Below are 16,804 nucleotides of genomic sequence, written 5' to 3'. Positions count from 1 at the left end.
TCCGGCCGGTGCTGCGGCGGCGGGCGCAGGACTTGCCAAGAATGCGCCGGTAAGACTCCGCGAAGCCGGTCTTTCGCCTGGTGCGTGATGCACTGACGGTGTCTTGTTTTCCGGTATGAAGCGGAAGAGGGAGTTTCCGTATGCCGTTCGTGGTGTATGTCCTCGGCTTGGCCACCTTCGCACAGGGGACGTCGGAGTACATGCTGTCCGGACTCACTCCTGATATCGCGCACGACATGGGTGTTTCCCTTTCTTCAGCAGGTGTGCTGACGTCGCTGTTCGCAGTCGGAATGGTGGTGGGGGCACCGCTCATGGCCGCCGTCAGTATCGGCTGGCCACGTCGACGTGCCTTGCTGTCCTGTCTTTCAGTGTTCTTGCTCTCCCATGTCGTCGGCGCGTTGAGTGAGGATTTCTGGCTGCTTCTCGTAACGCGGGGTGTCGCGGCGGTCGCCAATGCCGGATTTCTCGCCGTGGGACTGTCGGCGGCCGCTGCGCTGGTCGAGCCCCGGTTGCGCGGCCGAGCGACATCGGTGCTGCTCGGCGGGGTGACGGTCGCCTGTGTGATCGGGGTCCCCGCCGGGGCGGAACTGGGGGAGCTGTGGGGATGGCGGGCGGCATTCTGGGCGGTAAGCATCATTTCCGTGCCGGCTGTCGTCGCCACGATGCGTTCGGTTCCCGCCTCCATCGAAAAAGCCGGCCAACGGCCCGGCGTCCGGCGGGAGATGCGCGCCCTGAAACGACCGCCGGTCATTTTGGTACTGCTGCTCGCCGCGACCGTCAATGCGGCCACCTTCTGCACGTTCACCTATGTGTCGTCCATCGTGGTGCACGTCACCAGAGTTCCTCATGGCTGGGTTCCCGCGGTGCTGGCTCTGTTCGGATTCGGCGCTTTCCTCGGGGCGAATATCGGTGGCCGGCTGGCGGACGTTCGTCCCCGGCAGGTGATCGGATTTGGTAGTGCGGTGCTTCTCCTGGGCTGGGTGGCGCTTTCCTTCGCCGTCACCGATATGGTGGCCACTTTGGTGCTGCTCTTCTTCCTGGGCATGTTGTGGTTCGCGGTGGGGTCCACCCTCGTCGCCCGTGCCCTGGAGACCGCCTGGGAGGCACCGATGCTCGGCGGTGGATTCTCGACTGCCGCGTTCAATGTCGGCGCGGCACTCGGGCCGCTCGTCGGCGGTCTCGGCATCGACGCAGGGCTCGGGTACCGCTCACCCATTTGGGGGAGCGCGGTACTCATGGGGGTGGCGCTCCTGGTCATGGGCTGGTTCCGGCTGCGCGACGTGACACCGGTCGAGGCGGCCGGTCGCCCGGACGGATCTCGGCGTGCGCACATGCCGCAGCGCGGACCTGACGCCTCGTTCTGACGTACGGGCGCTGAAGGTAGTCATCGTAGATGTACCTCTGTGAGGGGGATGGCTTACTTCGTCGCATTCCGCCAGGCTTGTCTCCTGGGCATGACGTGCCCGCGGAAGTCACCTGGGAGAACGGGATTGTGATGAAGATCTTGGTGATTGGTGCGACGGGTACTATCGGTGGAGCGGTGTGCGCCGCGTTGAGCAAGCGTCACGAGGTGTTGCGGGCGTCGCGTTCGGGTCCCCTCACGGTCGATATGGCCGACTCGGCCACCGTCGAAGCCCTGCTGGCACAGGTCGGGGATCTCGATGCCGTGGTGTGCTGCGCGGCCGCGGGGGGGATGGCCCCCTTGTTCGGCGGCTCGGGCGAGTTCTGGGACGGGTTGCGGGAGAAACTGATCGGCCAGGCGGAACTCGTCCGTAGTGCTGCGCCGTTGCTGCGAAGAGGCGGTTCGATCACACTGACCAGTGGCTACTTCCAGGAGCCGGTGGTGGGCAGCGCCCCGGGACATGTGATCAACGCGGGCGTCGAAGCCTTCGTGTACGCGGCGGCGATGGAGATGCCGGCCGGGGTCCGGCTGAACGCGGTCAGTCCAGGGTGGGTGCGTGAGACCTTGCGGGCACTGGGCGAGGATCCCGCCCGTGGCGTGCCCGCCGCCGAGGTCGCGCGCGCCTACGCGGACCTCGTGGAAGGCAGGGAACGCGGTCTGACGCTCGCGGTGGGAGCCCCGTGAACACAAGGACGTAGGGACAGTGCGTCCTCGGTCCGGGCCGGGGTGCCGGGGCGGCGGAAGGGGCGCCGCCCCGGTCGAGGATCGCTCCGCGTGCGGGCGGGAGCGGACATGCCGTGCTTCTACTGCGCCGGGAGAGGCGTCGCAGAGGTGTCACCGGCCGTCTTACCGGCGCCGACGTCCGGGCCGCACAGGTCGGCGAGCAGGGCCAGAGCCGCGGCCGAGGGAGAGCCCGGGTCCGCAGTGAAGACAGCCATCCGCTGACCCGCGTCGGTGGACAGGTCCAGCAACTCGTTGTTGAGCGTCAGCGTCCCGACCAGTGGATGGCGGAACTCCCGGGTGAGGTGCGGTACGCACCTGTGTACCGGGTGCGACGCCCACAGCGCGGCGAACTCTTCGCTCTTCATGGTGAGTTCGCCGATCAGCTCGGTCAGCACGAGGTCGTCGGGATACCGGTCCGCGATCAGCCGCAGATCCGCCACGGTGTCCCGGGCCTTGGAACGCCAGTCCGCGTACAGCTCCCGCGTGTGCGGGTCCAAAAAGATCAGCCGCGCGATGTTGGGCCGCTGCCTCGGCTGCCAGGGGCCCTCGAACGGCAGGTGGCTGGCCAGCAGCGTGTGGGCCGTGCGGTTCCAGGCCAGGACGTCGGTGCTGCGGCCGATCACCAGGGCCGGCAGGTCCCCGAACCCGTCGATCAGCAGCTGTACGCCGGGGCGAAGCTGCTCGGCACGGGGGTGGCGGCGTGGCTTGGGCGGTCGGTACCGGGCGAGGCTGTGCAGATGGGAGCGTTCGGCCTCGTCGAGCCGCAGGACACGGGCGATCGCGTCGAGGACCGCGTCAGAGGCGTTGGGGCTCTGGCCTTGTTCCAGCCGCGTGTAGTAGCCGGCACTCACGCCGGCGAGTTGGGCCAGCTCCTCACGGCGCAGGCCGGGCACGCGCCGTCGACCGCCGTAGTCGGAGAGACCGACTTCCTCCGGCCTCAGCCGGGCCCGTCGGGTGCGCAGGAATTCACCAAGCTCTGATCGGCGGTCCATATCCTCCACCATGCCCTCTCACGCACTGATTCTGCCTGCATCTGTCAGGTGCAGGCAGAATCAGTGTCCTGGCCGACGGGCTCCCGTACCACGGCCGTCCCGGCATGTGCTCCCTGCCGGGACCGGTCACTGGCGGGCAACAGGGGCCGGGGGAGGCCGGCGGCTGACGGTCAGCGCGGTTCGGGGCCGACGACCCAGTTCTCCCGGACAGCCATGGCGTGCAGGTAGCGCTCGTTGACGAAATTCTTGAAGTCTGCCTCCACGGCGGCGTACTGGGCGGACCTCACCGCCGCCTCAAGGATCGTGGGACTGTCGAACCAGAGGTGGTACGCGGCGTCGAACGGCGGCTCGCTGATGCCGTACCAGGAGTCCCGGGTGAAGGACTGGTCGTAGCGGGCAAGACCCGGGATCCGGGCCACCAACGGAGCGTGCACCGTGCGGCTGTGCCGCCGGAATTCCTCTGTGCCCGTGCCCTCACGCCTTTTGGCGAGCAGCACGAGCTTGACCCCGGGCTGCACGGTGTTCTCCGGCGCGCCCTTGACCACCGTCTCCGTGTCGGTGTCGAGGACCACGGTGCGCCAGAACGCGGCCCAGTTCGGTTCGTCCAGCCGCGCGCCCTGAAGGAACTCGGGCGTCTGCAGGGAGGCGAGCTGCTCCTCCTCGTTCTTCAGCCAGATCTCGGCGATGCCGTTCCACAACGGCTCACCGATACCGTTCACGGCAAGTGTTGTGTCGACGGCGTACTTCCGGATCTGCGGGATCTTGGCGGCGAAGCGCACCGCGTGCTGCTCCACCCAGTAGTCGTGAAAATCCCTTTCGCTCATGCCGGGCTTCGGGGCGGCGAAAATGAGCTGATGGATCATGGTGATTCCTCTCGTCGATATCTTCGGTGGATCGAGGCGGTGAGGGGTATCCGTCGGTCAGACGCGGTAGCGGCGCTTGACGTCCTCCGCGAACCCGAGATAGTCCCGCAGCGGCCACACCTCTTCGAATTCGAGGAATTCGCGCATCGGGAGTCGGCCGAGTGCCGTCCGGTCGAGTTCCTCCGCGTCCGGGGAATCGATGATGGCAAGGACACGCTTCTGTGCCGCGACTTTCCAGATACCCACGCAGAAACCTGAGTCGACCGTTTCCTGGGCGTGCTCGGCCTCTTCCTGCTCGATCTCCCACAACTCGTCGAGTGTGATGCGGCCTTCGTGCTTCCACTTCATCTGGACATAGAAAAGCAAGATGACTCCCGGGGGCGTGCGGACGTCGGCGGCAATCCCGAACGGATCCGCCGGAACGCTGTCGATGTAACCGCACGCGATGCCGTTAGGAGAAGAAAGAAGAGATGAAGCGCGTATTTCTCGGCAAGTTGACGCAGTGGGTTCCGTGCCGTGCGGCTGTCTCGGCCAGGACCGCGAGGGCGAAGCCTCTTCCGCAGCTGCCGGCCCCTCGATCCTGCACCTGACAGATGTACCCCCAACAGACGTCTGGGTAAGGCCTGCTGTCCGCTCCAGTCTGTAGACCTGTCCCGCGCAGGGGCCAGGGTGGCCCCGCCGATTTCCTGTGAGAGGCGTTCCGATGGCGGCAACCGATACGAAGAGTGCGACAACCGGAGAGGAGGGGACGACGGACCTCGGACTCCGAGGCTGGCTGGTCCTGTTCACTCTCTGCGGTGCCACGTTCATGACCGGCCTGGACTACTCGGTGGTCACCGTCGCCCTGCCTGCCATCGGCCGTGGCCTGCACTTCGCCGACACCGGGTCGCTCCAGTGGGTGTCGACGGCCTGTCTGCTGCCGACCGCGAGTCTGCTTCCGCTGTTCAGCCGGATATCCGACATGGTCGGCCGACGCCGCCTGTTCACCGTGGGCGTCGCCCTGTTCGCGGTGTTCTCGCTGTTCGCCGGGCTGGCGGTCGGGCCGGCGATGCTGATCGCCGCCCGGGTGGGACAGGGCGTGGCCGCCTCCATGATCGCCCCTACGGCGATCGCGCTGATGACAACGGTCTTCCCCGAGGGCCCACGCCGTACGAGGGCTCTGGGCATCAACGGTGCCGTGCTCTCCCTCGGTTTCGTGGTCGGCACACTCGCCGGCGGGGTGATCACCAGCGGGCTCAGCTGGCGTTGGACCATGCTGATTCTGGTGATCATCGGCGCCCTGGTGCTGACCGGCGCCCTTGTCCTGCTTCCCCGGACCGACACGCGCTCCCGCGCCCGACTGGACGTTCCGGGGGCGGCCCTGGCGATGATCGGCCTGTTCGCCCTGGTGTACGGCATCTCGACCGGTGCCCAGGCCGGCTGGGGCAGTGCCTTCACGCTGGCCTCGCTCGTTTTGGCCGTCGTGGCGCTGGCGGTGTTCCTTCTGGCCGAGCGGCGCCACCCGGACCCGCTGATCCCGTTGGCGCTGCTCAACAGGCCGACGGTCAAGTGGAGCGGGCTGCTGGGCTTCATCACCCTGGGCATGTGCGGCGGCACGTCCGTCCTGCTCAGCCTCTACATGCAGGACGTACTGGGCTATTCGGCCCTCGCCACCGGTGCCGGGTTCCTCGCCGAGGGGCTCACCGCTCTCGTGGGCGGCATGTTCGCGGCCAGGATCATCGCGGCTCTGGGCAACGTGGAGACGATGTTCACCGGCCTGCTCGTGCAGGGTGTCGGCACGGCTCTGATGTTCTTCCTGCCGGCGCACGGCGGCTTGGCGCTTCTGCTGGTCACCTCCGGCGCCATGGGGTTCGGGCACGTGCTGACCGTGGTTGCCTTCATCACCACCATGACGTCGGGGCTCCGAGACGACGAGCAGGGCATCGCCGGCGGCCTTTCGCAGCTGCCGCAGTTCCTCGGAGCCATCGGGACCGCCAGCCTTGCCGCTATCGTCACCGCGCGCAGCAACGCTCTCGCCGCGACGACGACGTCCACGCTGGCCACGCTCGGCGGTCTGCACGTAGCCATGCTGACCGCGGGCATCGTCTGCCTCGTCGGCGCCGTACTGGCCCTGGTCTGCTTGCGCCGTCCCGTGGCGGAAGTCGGCTGACCCGCCCGCGGCCGGACCTGCCGTCCCGCGCACGCTTGCGTCCGGCCCCGCCCGGCCCCCTCCGGCGCGGTGCCGTGACCGCGTCGCGGACGGCACGACGAAAGGACTCGACATGCAGAAATCCGCCACCGGCACCGACGAGGAGATACGCGCCCGTAACCACGACGCCCTCACGCGGTACTTCCGTCTGCTGGAAGCCCTCGACATCGACGCGTGGATAGAGCTGTGGGCCCCCGACTGCGAGGTGTCGGCCCCCTACGCCGCCGAGAGCGCGGCGCGCGCCCTGTACGGCCGTGAGGATTTGCGCCGCCACTACGCGGCCGAGGCGGCGAAGTACGTCCGGCTGCGCTATCCGGCCACGGAGATCCAACCGCTGCTGGACCCGGGCCGCTTCCTCGCCCGCTGGTTTCCGCACGGCGATCTCGCAGACGGAGGTACGTACCGCAACGAGAACGTCGGCATCTTCGAGTTCGACGCCACCGGGCGGATCAGCCGCTTCGTGGAGTACTTCAACCCCACGTCGCCGTAGTGACACACCTGCTCGCACCCGAAAGGGGCGCCGTCCTTCGACGGCGCCCCTTCATCAACTCCGGCAGGGGTCAGCTCCAGAAGGCGTCGTTGTCCGCCGCCGCGGTGCCCACGAACGCCTCACCGCCGGAGACGATGCGCCCGTCCGCCCACTCCAGGGTGTGCAGCGCGTCGACCGCCAGGCTGTGTCCGTTCTCCCGCACTGCCGCCTCGCGCAGACGCACCACCACCGTCGTGCCGTCCACGAGGGGGTGGCTCCGTTCGGCACGGAAGGTGCCGCCGGTCAGCCGCTCCTGTGCGACGCGGAAGGCGAGCAGTTCCCCGATCCCCTTCTTGACGCCCGAGAGCGGGTGACTGCCGGGCACCGACCAGGCCACGTCGTCGTCCCAGTAGCCCGCGATGAGCTGCCGGTTCCCGCTCGCCAGGGCGTCGTAGGCTTCCTCCGTCCGCCGGGCGTTCACCACCTTCTGGTGCTGAAGGGCCGAGGTGGCCAGGGCCTCGAGATTCATCTCGTGGGTGATCACGTTGCCGCCGAAGGCGACGGCGCCGGCCTGCATCTCCTCCACGACGGCGTAGATGTAGGGACGGGACACCTCGCCGAGCACGGAGACGAGGGACTCCGTCAGCTCGCGGGCGACCTCTGCCTTTTGTTCCGTGGTCCAGCCTTCCAGCAGGCTGACGCGAATGATCGGCATCGTAACGCTCCTCTCAGACCGTCAGGACGATCTTGCCGTGGACATGGCCGGACTCGATCAACTCGTGCGCCTTCGCGGCCTGGTCGAGCGGCAGCACCTCGGCCAGCGTCGGGCGCAGCGCACCCGCTTCCACCAGGGCGGTGATCGACTCCAGATCGGCACGGTCGGCTTCGACGGTCAGGGACACCGCCCGCAGGCCGCGTCGTTCGGCCTCGCGCACGGCTTGCGGTTCCGGCGGTTCCGGCAGGGAGACCAGGACGCCCCCGGAGCGCATGGTGTCCAGCGAGCGCAGACCGTACTCGCCGCCCACCGTGTCGATCACCACGTCCACGTCGCGGGCGGCGTTCTCGAAGCGGGCGCGGGTGTAGTCGATCGGCTCGTCCAGGCCCATGGCCCGCAACGCCGAGGCGTCGCCGCGCACCGTGCCGTACAGATACGCGGCCCCCCGCGCGCGGGCGATCTGCACCGCCAGGTGCCCCAGCCCGCCGGCGGCGCCGTGCACCAGGACCCTGGACCCTGGCCCCACGCCCCCTACGTTGACCAGGCTCTGCCAGGCCGTCAGCGCGGCGAGCGGCAACGCCGCCGCCTCGGTGTGGGTGAGGGAACCGGGCTTGCGGCCGAGCTGGCCGGAGTCCGCGGTCACGTACTCGGCATAGCCGGCGCCGACCCTCGGGAAGTTGACCATCCCGTACACCTCGTCGCCCGGGGCGAACCGGGTGACGCCGGAGCCGACCTCCTCCACGACTCCCGACACGTCCCAGCCCAGAGTCATCGGGAGGCCGCCCTGCGCCGACGAAATGCCGCCGCCCTCGCGGGTCTTCGCGTCCACCGGGTTGACGCCCGCGGCGCTGACCCTTACGAGGACCTCTGTCCACAGCGGCTCCGGGCGGGGCGCCCGGTCGATCCGCAGCACCTGCGGGCCGCCGAAGGTATGTTGGCGAACCGCTCGCATGGTCATGGCCATGGTGGCTCTCTCCTTTTCTTCCGTCCTACGGAGTGGGTTCAGGAGTGCTGGTCCAGCGCCTTGACCAAACGGTGGTCCCGCCCGAAGGAATCGACGGCGATGTCGCGCGGGGTCTTCCCGTCGTGACCCACCAGGTCACGCCGGGCCCCCGCCTCGATCAGCACGTCGGCGCAGTCTTCGTAGCCATGCCACAGGGCGTCGTGCAGCGGGGTGTAGCCGTTCGTGGCGCCCTGGAAGTCGAGGTCGATGCCCGCTGCCTCGACCAAGATTCGGGTGATGTCGGCGTGGCCGTTGTAGACGGCCTTGTGCAGCGGGACGGCCCCGAACGTCGGCTCTGTGGCGTTGACGTCGGCGCCGGCCGCGATCAGCGCGCGGACCATCTCGGTGCGACCGTCCCTGGCGGCGACCAGAAGCGCTGTGTGCGCGTCGTTGAAGCCGTTGACCACAGGGAAGCGACGATCGACGTCGGTATCCTCGCGCAGCAGGTTTCGAACGGTGTGCGTGTCGCCCGCGTTGACCGCGGTCAGGAGCGCGTGTTCGGCACTGCGTCGCTCGTCGCTCTCGGTGCGCTGCCGGAGAAGCCGCTCGGCTTCCAGCAGCTTCTCCTTGCCGCGCGTGTTGACGTTCAGCTCGTACTCGAAGTGTTCCCGCATCGAGAACCCGTAGTGCGTGGAAAGGCCGAGACCGGCGTTCTGCTCAAGGAGGTAACCGACGATGTCGGGCCACTTGTACCAGAGCGCGTCCATCAACGGGGTGTGCCCCGTGGTGGGCGCGACCGCGTCGACGAAGCTCCCCGCCTCGACCAGCGTGGTCACCGTCGCCAGGTCTCCGCCCTGCACCGCCTTGTGCAGGGCCGTACCCCCGGCCCGGGCGTCGGTGGTGTGCACGTCCGCGCCCGCGCCGATCAGGATGTGCACCAGGTTGGCATGGCCCCGGCCGGCAGCTGTCTGAAGGGCGGTCAGGCCCGACTCGGAGTCACGGAAATCGGGATTGGCGCCGATCTCAAGAAGGGCACGGACCTCATGTGACGACCCCTTGCCCACCGCGTCGAGCAGGCGGGCGTCCCGGTCGGCGGTAAAGGCAGCCACCTCCCCGTTGGGATCGAACCAGACCTTCCAACGGGCGATCCGGCCCTGCCCGTCGAGTTCCAGACGATGGCTGTCCTCGATCTCGAAGGGGACCAGCGTGCGGGTGTGCCGGGCCTTGGTGTAGATCCGTGCGTAGGCCGTTCCGCCGTCCACCACGAGCTCGCGGAGCTGGTACTGGAGTACTTCGGTGGTCTCGGCACGGATCCGGAACGCCTCGGCGACGGCGCTACGTCCGACATGCGTGCCGAGGTAGCCGATCACCGCGTTCCATTTGTCCTTCGGGAGTTCGAAGACGACGGACGGAGAAAGGGCGGCGATGATCTTCTCGCCGTCGCCTTTGCCGATCGCGTCGAACCACTCCTCAAGGATGGCGCGCGTCTGTTCGCTCTGCATGGGGAACCTCCGAAGGCACGGCTGACGCCGTGAGGAAGAAGAGGGAAATGAGGGGCGAGCCACCCGACCGGTCCCGGTGGGTCGCTGAGCCGCCGGTGTGCCGTACGCGCTGCGCGGAGGGGGAATTCGCCGGCCGCCTGACCTTTCCCAGGCTATGGAGTGACGCGTTCCATGCCAATCACCAGCCGTGAATGCCCATCGACATATGGGAGTTGACTTTATCGGCCGACCCGTTCCCGCTGAGTCACCACCGCACGGGGCGACTTGGCGAAGTCGCCTTCGATGATTCGGTCCGTCCCGGACGTCCCCTTAGAGTCAGGCGTATGGAACAGATGCCCACGGAGCCGTCCGGTGCGACGGCCGCGCTCACGTTCTCGATCGGCGGAAATCTCACAGTCAACCGGCTCGGATTCGGAGCCATGCGGCTCGCCGAAGGAGCCGGGCACAGCAGCGAGTCGCTCGTGTGGACCGGACCGGACGATCCCGAGAACGCCCGCGCCGTCCTGCGACGGGCCGTCGAGCTCGGTGTCGACCTCTTCGACACGGCCGACTCGTACGGTGTGGGAGCCAATGAGGAACTGATCGCTTCCGCGCTCTTCCCCTACAAGGCCGGCACGGTCATCTCCACCAAGTCAGGTGTGGTCCGTCCCTCGCCGGGTGAATGGATTCCGCTAGGGCGCCCCGAATACCTCAAGCAGCAGTGCGAGTTGAGCCTTCGCCGGCTCAAGGCGGATCACCTGGACCTGTTGTTCCTGCACCGCGTCGATCCCCAGGTGCCGCTCGCCGAACAGATCGGCGCGCTGGGCGAACTACGGGAGCAGGGCAAGGTGCGGCACATCGGGCTCAGCGAGGTGACGATCGGGGAGATCGAAGAGGCCGTACGCACTGCCCCCATCGCCGCGATCCAGAGCCGCTACAACGTCACGGATCTCGACAACGATGCCGTTGTGGACTACTGCGCCGCCAGGGAGATCGCCTTCCTCGCCTACTTTCCACTGGCGATCGGCGCTCACGCGAGCCCGGACAGCCCACTGGCCGAGGTCGCCTGCGAGACCGGCGCGACACCGGGACAGGTGGCACTCGCCTGGCTGCTGCACCGGTCACCGTGCGTCCTGCCGATCCCGGGGACGAGGTCGCTCGCGCATCTGGCGGAGAACCAGGACGCGGCGAAGGTCCGACTGACACAGGAACAGCTCGACCGACTGACCAAGACCGCCTGAGCCGAACGTGCCCGCCCACACCGCCCACACCGCCCACACCGCCCACACGGGCCCCCGAACCACCCCTCACCCGAGTGATATCCATGGAGGAACAATGAGCACCAAAGATCCCAAGATCGAAGCCATCGAGCGGTTCTTCACGGCGTACGCGGACAACGACGTGGACGGCATCGCGCAGGTCCTCTCCCAGGACATCGAGTGGACGATTCCCGGCCACCACCCCCTGGCGGGCACCAAGCACGGCATCACCGAGGTGCGCTCCTTCTTCGAGCAGCTCGGTAAGACCGGCTTCCAGGCGGACCCACTGTTCCTGGGGGCCAACGAGGAATACGTCGTCGACGTGCACCGCGGCTGGTCCACCGAGGGCGTCGGCAAGGTCGACACCATCTGGGCCCTGGTCTGGCATTTCGGCGCGGACGGCAAGGTCGATCGCGTCATCAACCTCAGCGGCGACCAGCACCAGATGGACTCCTTCGTCTGGTCCAACTTCAGCCTCGCGGCACTCCCGGACCGCCTGGCCTGAGCCCCTGGGGAGCCCGCGCTCGCCCGACCCCGAAGTCGTGCGGCGCGCGGGCTCCCCACGCTCCTAGGGCCTGATCCGGCCTGGTCCGGGCGACAGGCCGTAGGTGCGGCGAATCTCCGACGTGCGTCACCGGCCTGCCGCGGTGAGTTCCCGATCCAGCGCCGCCAGCGGTATCCGTGTCCAGTGCGGCCGGTGCCGCGTCTCGTACAACACCTCGTAGACAGCCTTGTCCAGTTCGCAGGCACGCAGCACCGTGAGCAGATCCGCCTGAAGCGGACGTCCCGCGGTGTAGCCCCGCAGGAATTCCCGCCGGAGCCGACGCGACCAGGGCAGGGCGCCGGTGTCGTCATCCTGCGCCCCGTCGACCGCCGTCAGCCGCTCGGTGGGGTCGTGGTGTGCCGCGTAGTCGAAGGAGCGGAGCATCCCCGCCACGTCCCGAAGCGGCGAGTGACGGCCGGTCCGCTGCGCGGGGGATGCCAGCGGCTCACCCTCGAAGTCGAGCAGCAGCCATCCGGTCCTGGTCCTGAGGGTCTGTCCCAGGTGCAGGTCGCCATGGATAGGGTGAGCGACGCCGGGTACGGCGGGGCGCAGGGCCGCGACCGAGGCGAAGGCCGCACGGAGCGGTGCTGCCAGCGGTTCGAGCCGCGGACACTCCTCCAACGCGTGCTCCAGACGCTGTGAGAACACCTCCGACATCCGCCGGTAGTGGCCCGGTCCCATGATCACCTGGCCGCCCGCACGGGCCAGATCGCGGTGGACGGCCGCGACCGCCGTACCGAGGTCCCGCATCTGCGCGGGGAAACGCGTGTGTACCGCGTCGGCGCCGCGAGCGGCCTCCACCGCGAGGGCCCAGCCGTCCACCGCGTCCGGCAGGAACCGTTGCAGCGTGGCGAGCGTGGCGCCCGTCGCGACATCCTCCACCGCCCCCAACAAGGGAGTGACATGCGGTGAGCCGGCGTCCCTCAACAGCCGGTGCACCGTCAGGTCGGCACTCGGGCCGGGCCCCGGCCGCCGGAACAGCTTGAGAATGTACTGCTCCCCGGCGATGACGGAGCTGTTGCTCTGCTCGGCGGCGAGCGGCCGCACCGGCAGTCCCGCCCGCGGGGCGGGGCCGGCATGCGCCTCGGGGCGGTAGCTCACGCCGTCCATCGTGTGGCCCTCCACGATGTGCCGGACAAGGGCGTTGACGAGAGCCGCGTCGCTGAGCGCGTCGTACACGGTGAGGGCGCCGACGCGCGCCACCAGGCTGCTGCCCACCGGAACGACCGTGCCGCGGGTCATCCCCAGCGCGAGAAGGTAGGTCGTCCCGTCAGCGCCGCCGTCGCCCCGGACATGGGCATGGACGAACGCGCCGGCGGAACTCGCGTCGGCCGAGTCGTGGGTGAAGCGGTGCACACCGGTCACCCTCAGCCCCGCCGGCGTGCCGCCTGAGCCCGCGAACCAGCGCTGCTCGGGCAGCCAGGCTGCCAGGCCCCGGCGGACCTCGGCCGACCGCAGAACGGCCGACGCGCTCGGGAGGGGAGCGCTCACTGGTCCTCCTCCGCTGTCAGCGCCAGCCAGTAGGTGCCGTAACCGGAGAGCGTGAGCCGGTACGGCGTGTCGTCGACCGGTGCGAACTTCGTGCCTCCGGTGAGCTCGACCGGAATGGTGCCTGGCTCCGCGGGCAGGTGCAGCGAGACGGGCTGCGGGGAGGCCGAAAGGTTGTTGACGCACACCACGGTGTCCCGGGTGCCGTCGTCCCTCTTGTACTCGCGGACGTACGCGAGCACCTTCTCGTTGGAGGTGGCCAGCTCCCGGTAGGTGCCGAGTCCGAACGCGTGGTGGGCGCGGCGGATTGCGAGCATGCGCCGGGTCCAGTGCAACAGCGACGCGGGCGTCTTCAACTGTGCCTCGACGTTGACGGACTGATAACCGTAGACGGCGTCCATGTTGACGGGCAGCCGCAGCCGGCCGGGGTCCGCGGTGGAGAACCCCGCGTTGCGGTCGGGTGACCACTGCATGGGGGTGCGCACCGCGTCCCGGTCGTTGAGCCAGATGTTGTCGCCCATGCCGATCTCGTCCCCGTAGTACAGGATGGGGCTGCCGGGCAGCGACAGCAGCAGTGTGGTGCACAGCTCGATCTGGTCGCGGTCGTTGTCCAGGAGCGGGGCGAGGCGTCTGCGGATCCCGATGTTGGCCCGCATCCGAGGATCGTGGGCGTAGTTGGCCCACATGTAGTCGCGTTCCTCGTCGGTGACCATCTCCAGGGTCAGTTCGTCGTGGTTGCGCAGGAAGATGACCCATTGGCTGCCGCTCGGGATGTCCGGGGTGGCGGCGAGGATGTCGGAGATCGGCAGTCGGCTCTCCTGCCGTACGGCCATGAAGATCCGCGGCATCAGCGGGAAGTGGAAGGCCAGGTGGCACTCGTCCCCGCCGGCCGCCGGGTCGCCGAAGTAGTCCACGGCGTCACGGGGCCACTGGTTGGCCTCGGCGAGCAGCACCCGGCCCGGATACTCGTCGTCGACGACCTTGCGCACCATTTTCAGGAAGTCGTGGGTCTCGGGCAGGTTCTCGCAGTCGGTGTTCTCGCGGGCGAAGAGGTACGGTACGGCGTCCAGGCGGAAGCCGTCGATGCCGAGGTCCAGCCAGAACCGCAGCACGTCGAGCATGGCGTCCCGCACGCGCGGGTTGTCGTAGTTGAGGTCCGGCTGGTGGGAGAAGAAGCGGTGCCAGTAGTACTGACGGCGCACCGGGTCGTACGTCCAGTTGGAACTCTCGGTGTCCACGAAGATGATCCGGGCCTGGGAGTAACCACGGTCGTCGTCGGCCCACATGTAGAAGTCGCCGTAGGGGCCCTGGGGGTCGCTGCGGGACTGCTGGAACCAGGGGTGTGCGTCGGACGTATGGTTCATGACCAGGTCGATGATGACTCTGATGCCCCGTGAGTGGGCCGCCTCCAGCAGTGTGACGAAGTCGTCTATGCGGCCGAACTCGCGCAGCACGGTGCGGTAGTCGCTGATGTCGTAGCCGCCGTCCCGCAGGGGCGAGGCGAAGAACGGCGGCAGCCACAGACAGTCGACACCGAGCCATTGCAGGTAATCAAGCTTGTCGGTGAGGCCCTTGAGGTCGCCCGTACCGTCGCCGTCGCTGTCGGCGAAGGAGCGGGCGAGCACTTCGTAGAAGACCCCGGTCCGGAACCAGTCCGGCTGGTCCGACGCAGTGGGCACGGTTGTCTCAGCCATGGGTCACCACACTCCATATCTGTGCCGTCGCGCGAGCCGGGTCGACGAGGATCTCGTGGCTGTCGCTCCACTCGCTCACCTCGCCGGTGATCTCGTCCCGCAACGTCAGTCGGCGCGCCGGTCCGAACGCCGGCGGGGACAGTGCGTCGCGTACCGTGCCTTTCTGGACCTCGTGCGGGTCGAGGGTGACCACGCACAGCACAGCGTCCGCCGACCCGGGATCGGTCTTGACGTAGGCGAGCAACGCGTCGTTGTCGACGTCGAGGAAGTGGATCCGACGCAGCTGCTGAAGGGCCGGGTGGGCGCGGCGCACCATGTTGAGACGGGTGACCCACGGCGCGAGTGTACGGTCCTGACGTTCGGCGGCCGCGTGGTCGCGGGGCCGCAGCTGGTACTTCTCCGAGTCGAGGTACTCCTCGGAGCCCTGGCGTACGGCCCGGTGCTCGTAGAGCTCGTAGCCGGAGTAGACGCCCCAGGCCGGCGAGAGGGTGGCGGCGAGCGCGGCCCGCAGGGCGAACATGGCGGGGCCGCCCGACTGCAAGGCCTGCTGAAGGATGTCAGGGGTGTTGACGAAGAGGTTCGGCCGGAGGAAGTCCGCCCCCTCGGCCAGTTCCCGGGCGTAGGAGGTGAGTTCGCGCTTGGAGGTGCGCCAGGTGAAATAGGTGTACGACTGCGTGAAGCCGACCTTGGCCAGCCCTTGGAGCACGGCCGGTCTGGTGAAGGCCTCGGCGAGGAACAGGGCGTCCGGGTAGGTGTCCTTGACCCGCCAGATCAGATAGTCCCAGAACGCCGGCGGTTTGGTGTGCGGGTTGTCGACGCGGAAGATACGCACCCCGTGGGCGGCCCAGAACAAGGTGACGCGCAGCAGCTCGGGCCACAGCCCGTCCGGGTCGTTGTCGAAGTTCAACGGGTAGATGTCCTCGTAGGACTTGGGCGGATTCTCGGCGTACGCGATACCCCCGTCCGGGCGTCTGGTGAACCACTCGGGGTGGCTGCTGACCCACGGGTGGTCCGGCGAACACTGGAAGGCGAGGTCGAGTGCGACCTCCATCTCCAGACCCCTGGCCGCCTCGACGAACGCGTCGAAGTCGTCCAGGGTGCCGAGCGCGGGGTGCACGGCGTCGTGACCGCCCTCCGCAGCGCCCACCGCCCACGGTGAGCCCACGTCGTCGGGACGGGCACGCAACGCGTTGTTGGGGCCCTTGCGATGCGTACGGCCGATGGGACTCACCGGCGGCAGATAGACCACGTCGAACCCCATACCGGCCACGCGCGGCAAGTCCTTCGCCGCGGTGGCGAAGGTGCCGTGCACGGGGGAGCCGGCGCTGTCCGTGCCTCCGGTGGAGCGGGGGAACATTTCGTACCAGGCGCCGTGCAGCGCCCGGACGCGGTCGGCCCAGACGTGATGCACCGTCCCCGGTGTCAGCAGGTCCCGCAACGGGTTCCGGCTGACGAGTGAGGCGACCTCGGTGCTGAGGGCCGGACCCAGCCGCCGCGTCAGTTCGAGATCACCGCGCCGGAGCCGGGCCGCGGCGAGCAGTGGGGTCTGCGGCTCGCCGCTCTCCGCCGCCAGCCGCTCCAGGAGCCGCGCCCCTGTCTCCAGGTCGGCCGCCAGCCGCTCCGCCTGCCAGCCCGCCTCCGTCTTGGCGCGGACGGCGTGGAGCCAGCTGGCCCACGGATCCCCCCACGCCTCGACGTGGTAGAGCCACATACCCTCCCGGTCGGGGACGACCGTGGCCTCCCAACGGTCCAGGCCCTGGTCGGTGAGGGCCATGGGCACCCGCACCACCGTGTCTTGGGCCTCCGAATGGCGCCACACGACGCCGGCGGCAACGGCCTCGTGGCCCTCGCGCCACACCGTCGCGCTCACCGGGACGTGCTCGCCCACCACCGCCTTGGCGGGGTAGCCGCCAACATCCACCGCTGGTGCCACGTCCGTGATGGCAAATCTGCCGGTCAATGCTCCCACTCCTTCCACAAGAACCTGCGAATACCTCGGGTAATTCTGCAGAGCCGGACCACGCAGGACCGCTTTTTGTCGGC

15 protein-coding genes are annotated in these 16,804 nt (G+C 68.5%); 6 read left to right on the top strand and 9 right to left on the bottom strand.

Annotated elements, in window-relative coordinates; all coding sequences use genetic code 11:
* The first annotated feature begins 140 nt into the window (after positions 1-140).
* Positions 141-1,364 (top strand): Cmx/CmrA family chloramphenicol efflux MFS transporter, encoded by a 1,224-nt coding sequence (locus OHS57_RS01880; RefSeq protein ID WP_328580721.1) that lies wholly within the window; start codon positions 141-143, stop codon positions 1,362-1,364.
* Positions 1,365-1,459: 95 nt separating this feature from the next.
* Positions 1,460-2,086 (top strand): short chain dehydrogenase, encoded by a 627-nt coding sequence (locus OHS57_RS01875; RefSeq protein WP_443042826.1) that lies wholly within the window; start codon positions 1,460-1,462, stop codon positions 2,084-2,086.
* Between the two features lie 119 nt (positions 2,087-2,205).
* Here OHS57_RS01875 and OHS57_RS01870 read toward each other — a convergent pair whose 3' ends face one another.
* The 3 genes from OHS57_RS01870 to OHS57_RS01860 all read right to left on the bottom strand — a co-directional run bounded on the left by OHS57_RS01870 (position 2,206) and on the right by OHS57_RS01860 (position 4,346).
* A complete protein-coding gene (locus OHS57_RS01870; protein ID WP_328580720.1) occupies positions 2,206-3,117 on the bottom strand; it encodes a helix-turn-helix transcriptional regulator in 912 nt (303 codons plus the stop codon).
* A 170-nt stretch (positions 3,118-3,287) separates the two neighbouring features.
* A complete protein-coding gene (locus tag OHS57_RS01865; RefSeq protein ID WP_328580719.1) occupies positions 3,288-3,980 on the bottom strand; it encodes an EthD domain-containing protein in 693 nt (230 codons plus the stop codon).
* 57 nt (positions 3,981-4,037) lie between these two features.
* A complete protein-coding gene (locus OHS57_RS01860; protein WP_041999492.1) occupies positions 4,038-4,346 on the bottom strand; it encodes a muconolactone Delta-isomerase family protein in 309 nt (102 codons plus the stop codon).
* 409 nt (positions 4,347-4,755) lie between these two features.
* Here OHS57_RS01860 and OHS57_RS01855 point away from each other — a divergent pair, with 409 nt between their 5' ends.
* Both OHS57_RS01855 and OHS57_RS01850 read left to right on the top strand, forming a co-directional pair.
* Positions 4,756-6,129 carry an MFS transporter gene (locus OHS57_RS01855; RefSeq protein ID WP_328584988.1) on the top strand — a complete coding sequence of 458 codons (1,374 nt, stop codon included), beginning with the start codon at positions 4,756-4,758 and terminating at the stop codon, positions 6,127-6,129.
* A 112-nt stretch (positions 6,130-6,241) separates the two neighbouring features.
* Entirely contained in the window at positions 6,242-6,658 is a 417-nt protein-coding gene (locus tag OHS57_RS01850) for a nuclear transport factor 2 family protein (protein WP_328580718.1), read from the top strand.
* Positions 6,659-6,728: 70 nt separating this feature from the next.
* Here the strand turns inward: OHS57_RS01850 and OHS57_RS01845 are convergent, their stop codons facing one another.
* The 3 genes from OHS57_RS01845 to OHS57_RS01835 are packed head-to-tail and all read right to left on the bottom strand — an operon-like array spanning position 6,729 to position 9,797.
* On the bottom strand, positions 6,729-7,352 hold the full coding sequence (locus OHS57_RS01845; protein ID WP_052457463.1) for a tautomerase family protein: 624 nt from the start codon (positions 7,350-7,352) through the stop codon (positions 6,729-6,731).
* Between the two features lie 13 nt (positions 7,353-7,365).
* Positions 7,366-8,316: an NADP-dependent oxidoreductase gene (locus tag OHS57_RS01840; protein ID WP_328580717.1), complete on the bottom strand. Its 951-nt coding sequence runs from the start codon at positions 8,314-8,316 to the stop codon at positions 7,366-7,368.
* 38 nt (positions 8,317-8,354) lie between these two features.
* Positions 8,355-9,797 (bottom strand): ankyrin repeat domain-containing protein, encoded by a 1,443-nt coding sequence (locus tag OHS57_RS01835; protein WP_328580716.1) that lies wholly within the window; start codon positions 9,795-9,797, stop codon positions 8,355-8,357.
* Between the two features lie 323 nt (positions 9,798-10,120).
* Between OHS57_RS01835 and OHS57_RS01830 the strand changes: the two genes are divergently transcribed.
* Both OHS57_RS01830 and OHS57_RS01825 read left to right on the top strand, forming a co-directional pair.
* Positions 10,121-11,017, top strand: a complete 897-nt coding sequence (locus tag OHS57_RS01830) for an aldo/keto reductase (protein WP_328580715.1) — start codon at positions 10,121-10,123, stop codon at positions 11,015-11,017.
* Positions 11,018-11,111: 94 nt separating this feature from the next.
* Positions 11,112-11,540 carry a nuclear transport factor 2 family protein gene (locus OHS57_RS01825; RefSeq protein ID WP_041999508.1) on the top strand — a complete coding sequence of 143 codons (429 nt, stop codon included), beginning with the start codon at positions 11,112-11,114 and terminating at the stop codon, positions 11,538-11,540.
* Positions 11,541-11,666: 126 nt separating this feature from the next.
* On the opposite strand, the gene OHS57_RS01820 is transcribed toward OHS57_RS01825, so the two are convergent.
* Genes OHS57_RS01820 through OHS57_RS01810 form a run of 3 tightly spaced genes read right to left on the bottom strand, consistent with a single transcriptional unit; the run spans position 11,667 to position 16,730 of the window.
* Complete coding sequence (locus tag OHS57_RS01820; RefSeq protein ID WP_328580714.1) at positions 11,667-13,070, bottom strand: maltokinase N-terminal cap-like domain-containing protein; 1,404 nt, start codon at positions 13,068-13,070, stop codon at positions 11,667-11,669.
* Positions 13,067-14,761, bottom strand: a complete 1,695-nt coding sequence (gene treS / locus OHS57_RS01815; protein ID WP_328580713.1) for a maltose alpha-D-glucosyltransferase — start codon at positions 14,759-14,761, stop codon at positions 13,067-13,069. Before treS ends, OHS57_RS01820 begins: the two co-directional genes overlap by 4 nt.
* Positions 14,754-16,730: a maltotransferase domain-containing protein gene (locus tag OHS57_RS01810; RefSeq protein ID WP_443042824.1), complete on the bottom strand. Its 1,977-nt coding sequence runs from the start codon at positions 16,728-16,730 to the stop codon at positions 14,754-14,756. The genes treS and OHS57_RS01810 overlap by 8 nt, the downstream gene beginning before the upstream one ends.
* Between the last annotated feature and the right edge of the window lie 74 nt (positions 16,731-16,804).

It is taken from the genome of Streptomyces sp. NBC_00370, assembly GCF_036084755.1.
GTDB lineage: Bacteria > Actinomycetota > Actinomycetes > Streptomycetales > Streptomycetaceae > Streptomyces.
This window is presented reverse-complemented; position numbering and strand designations above follow the sequence as displayed.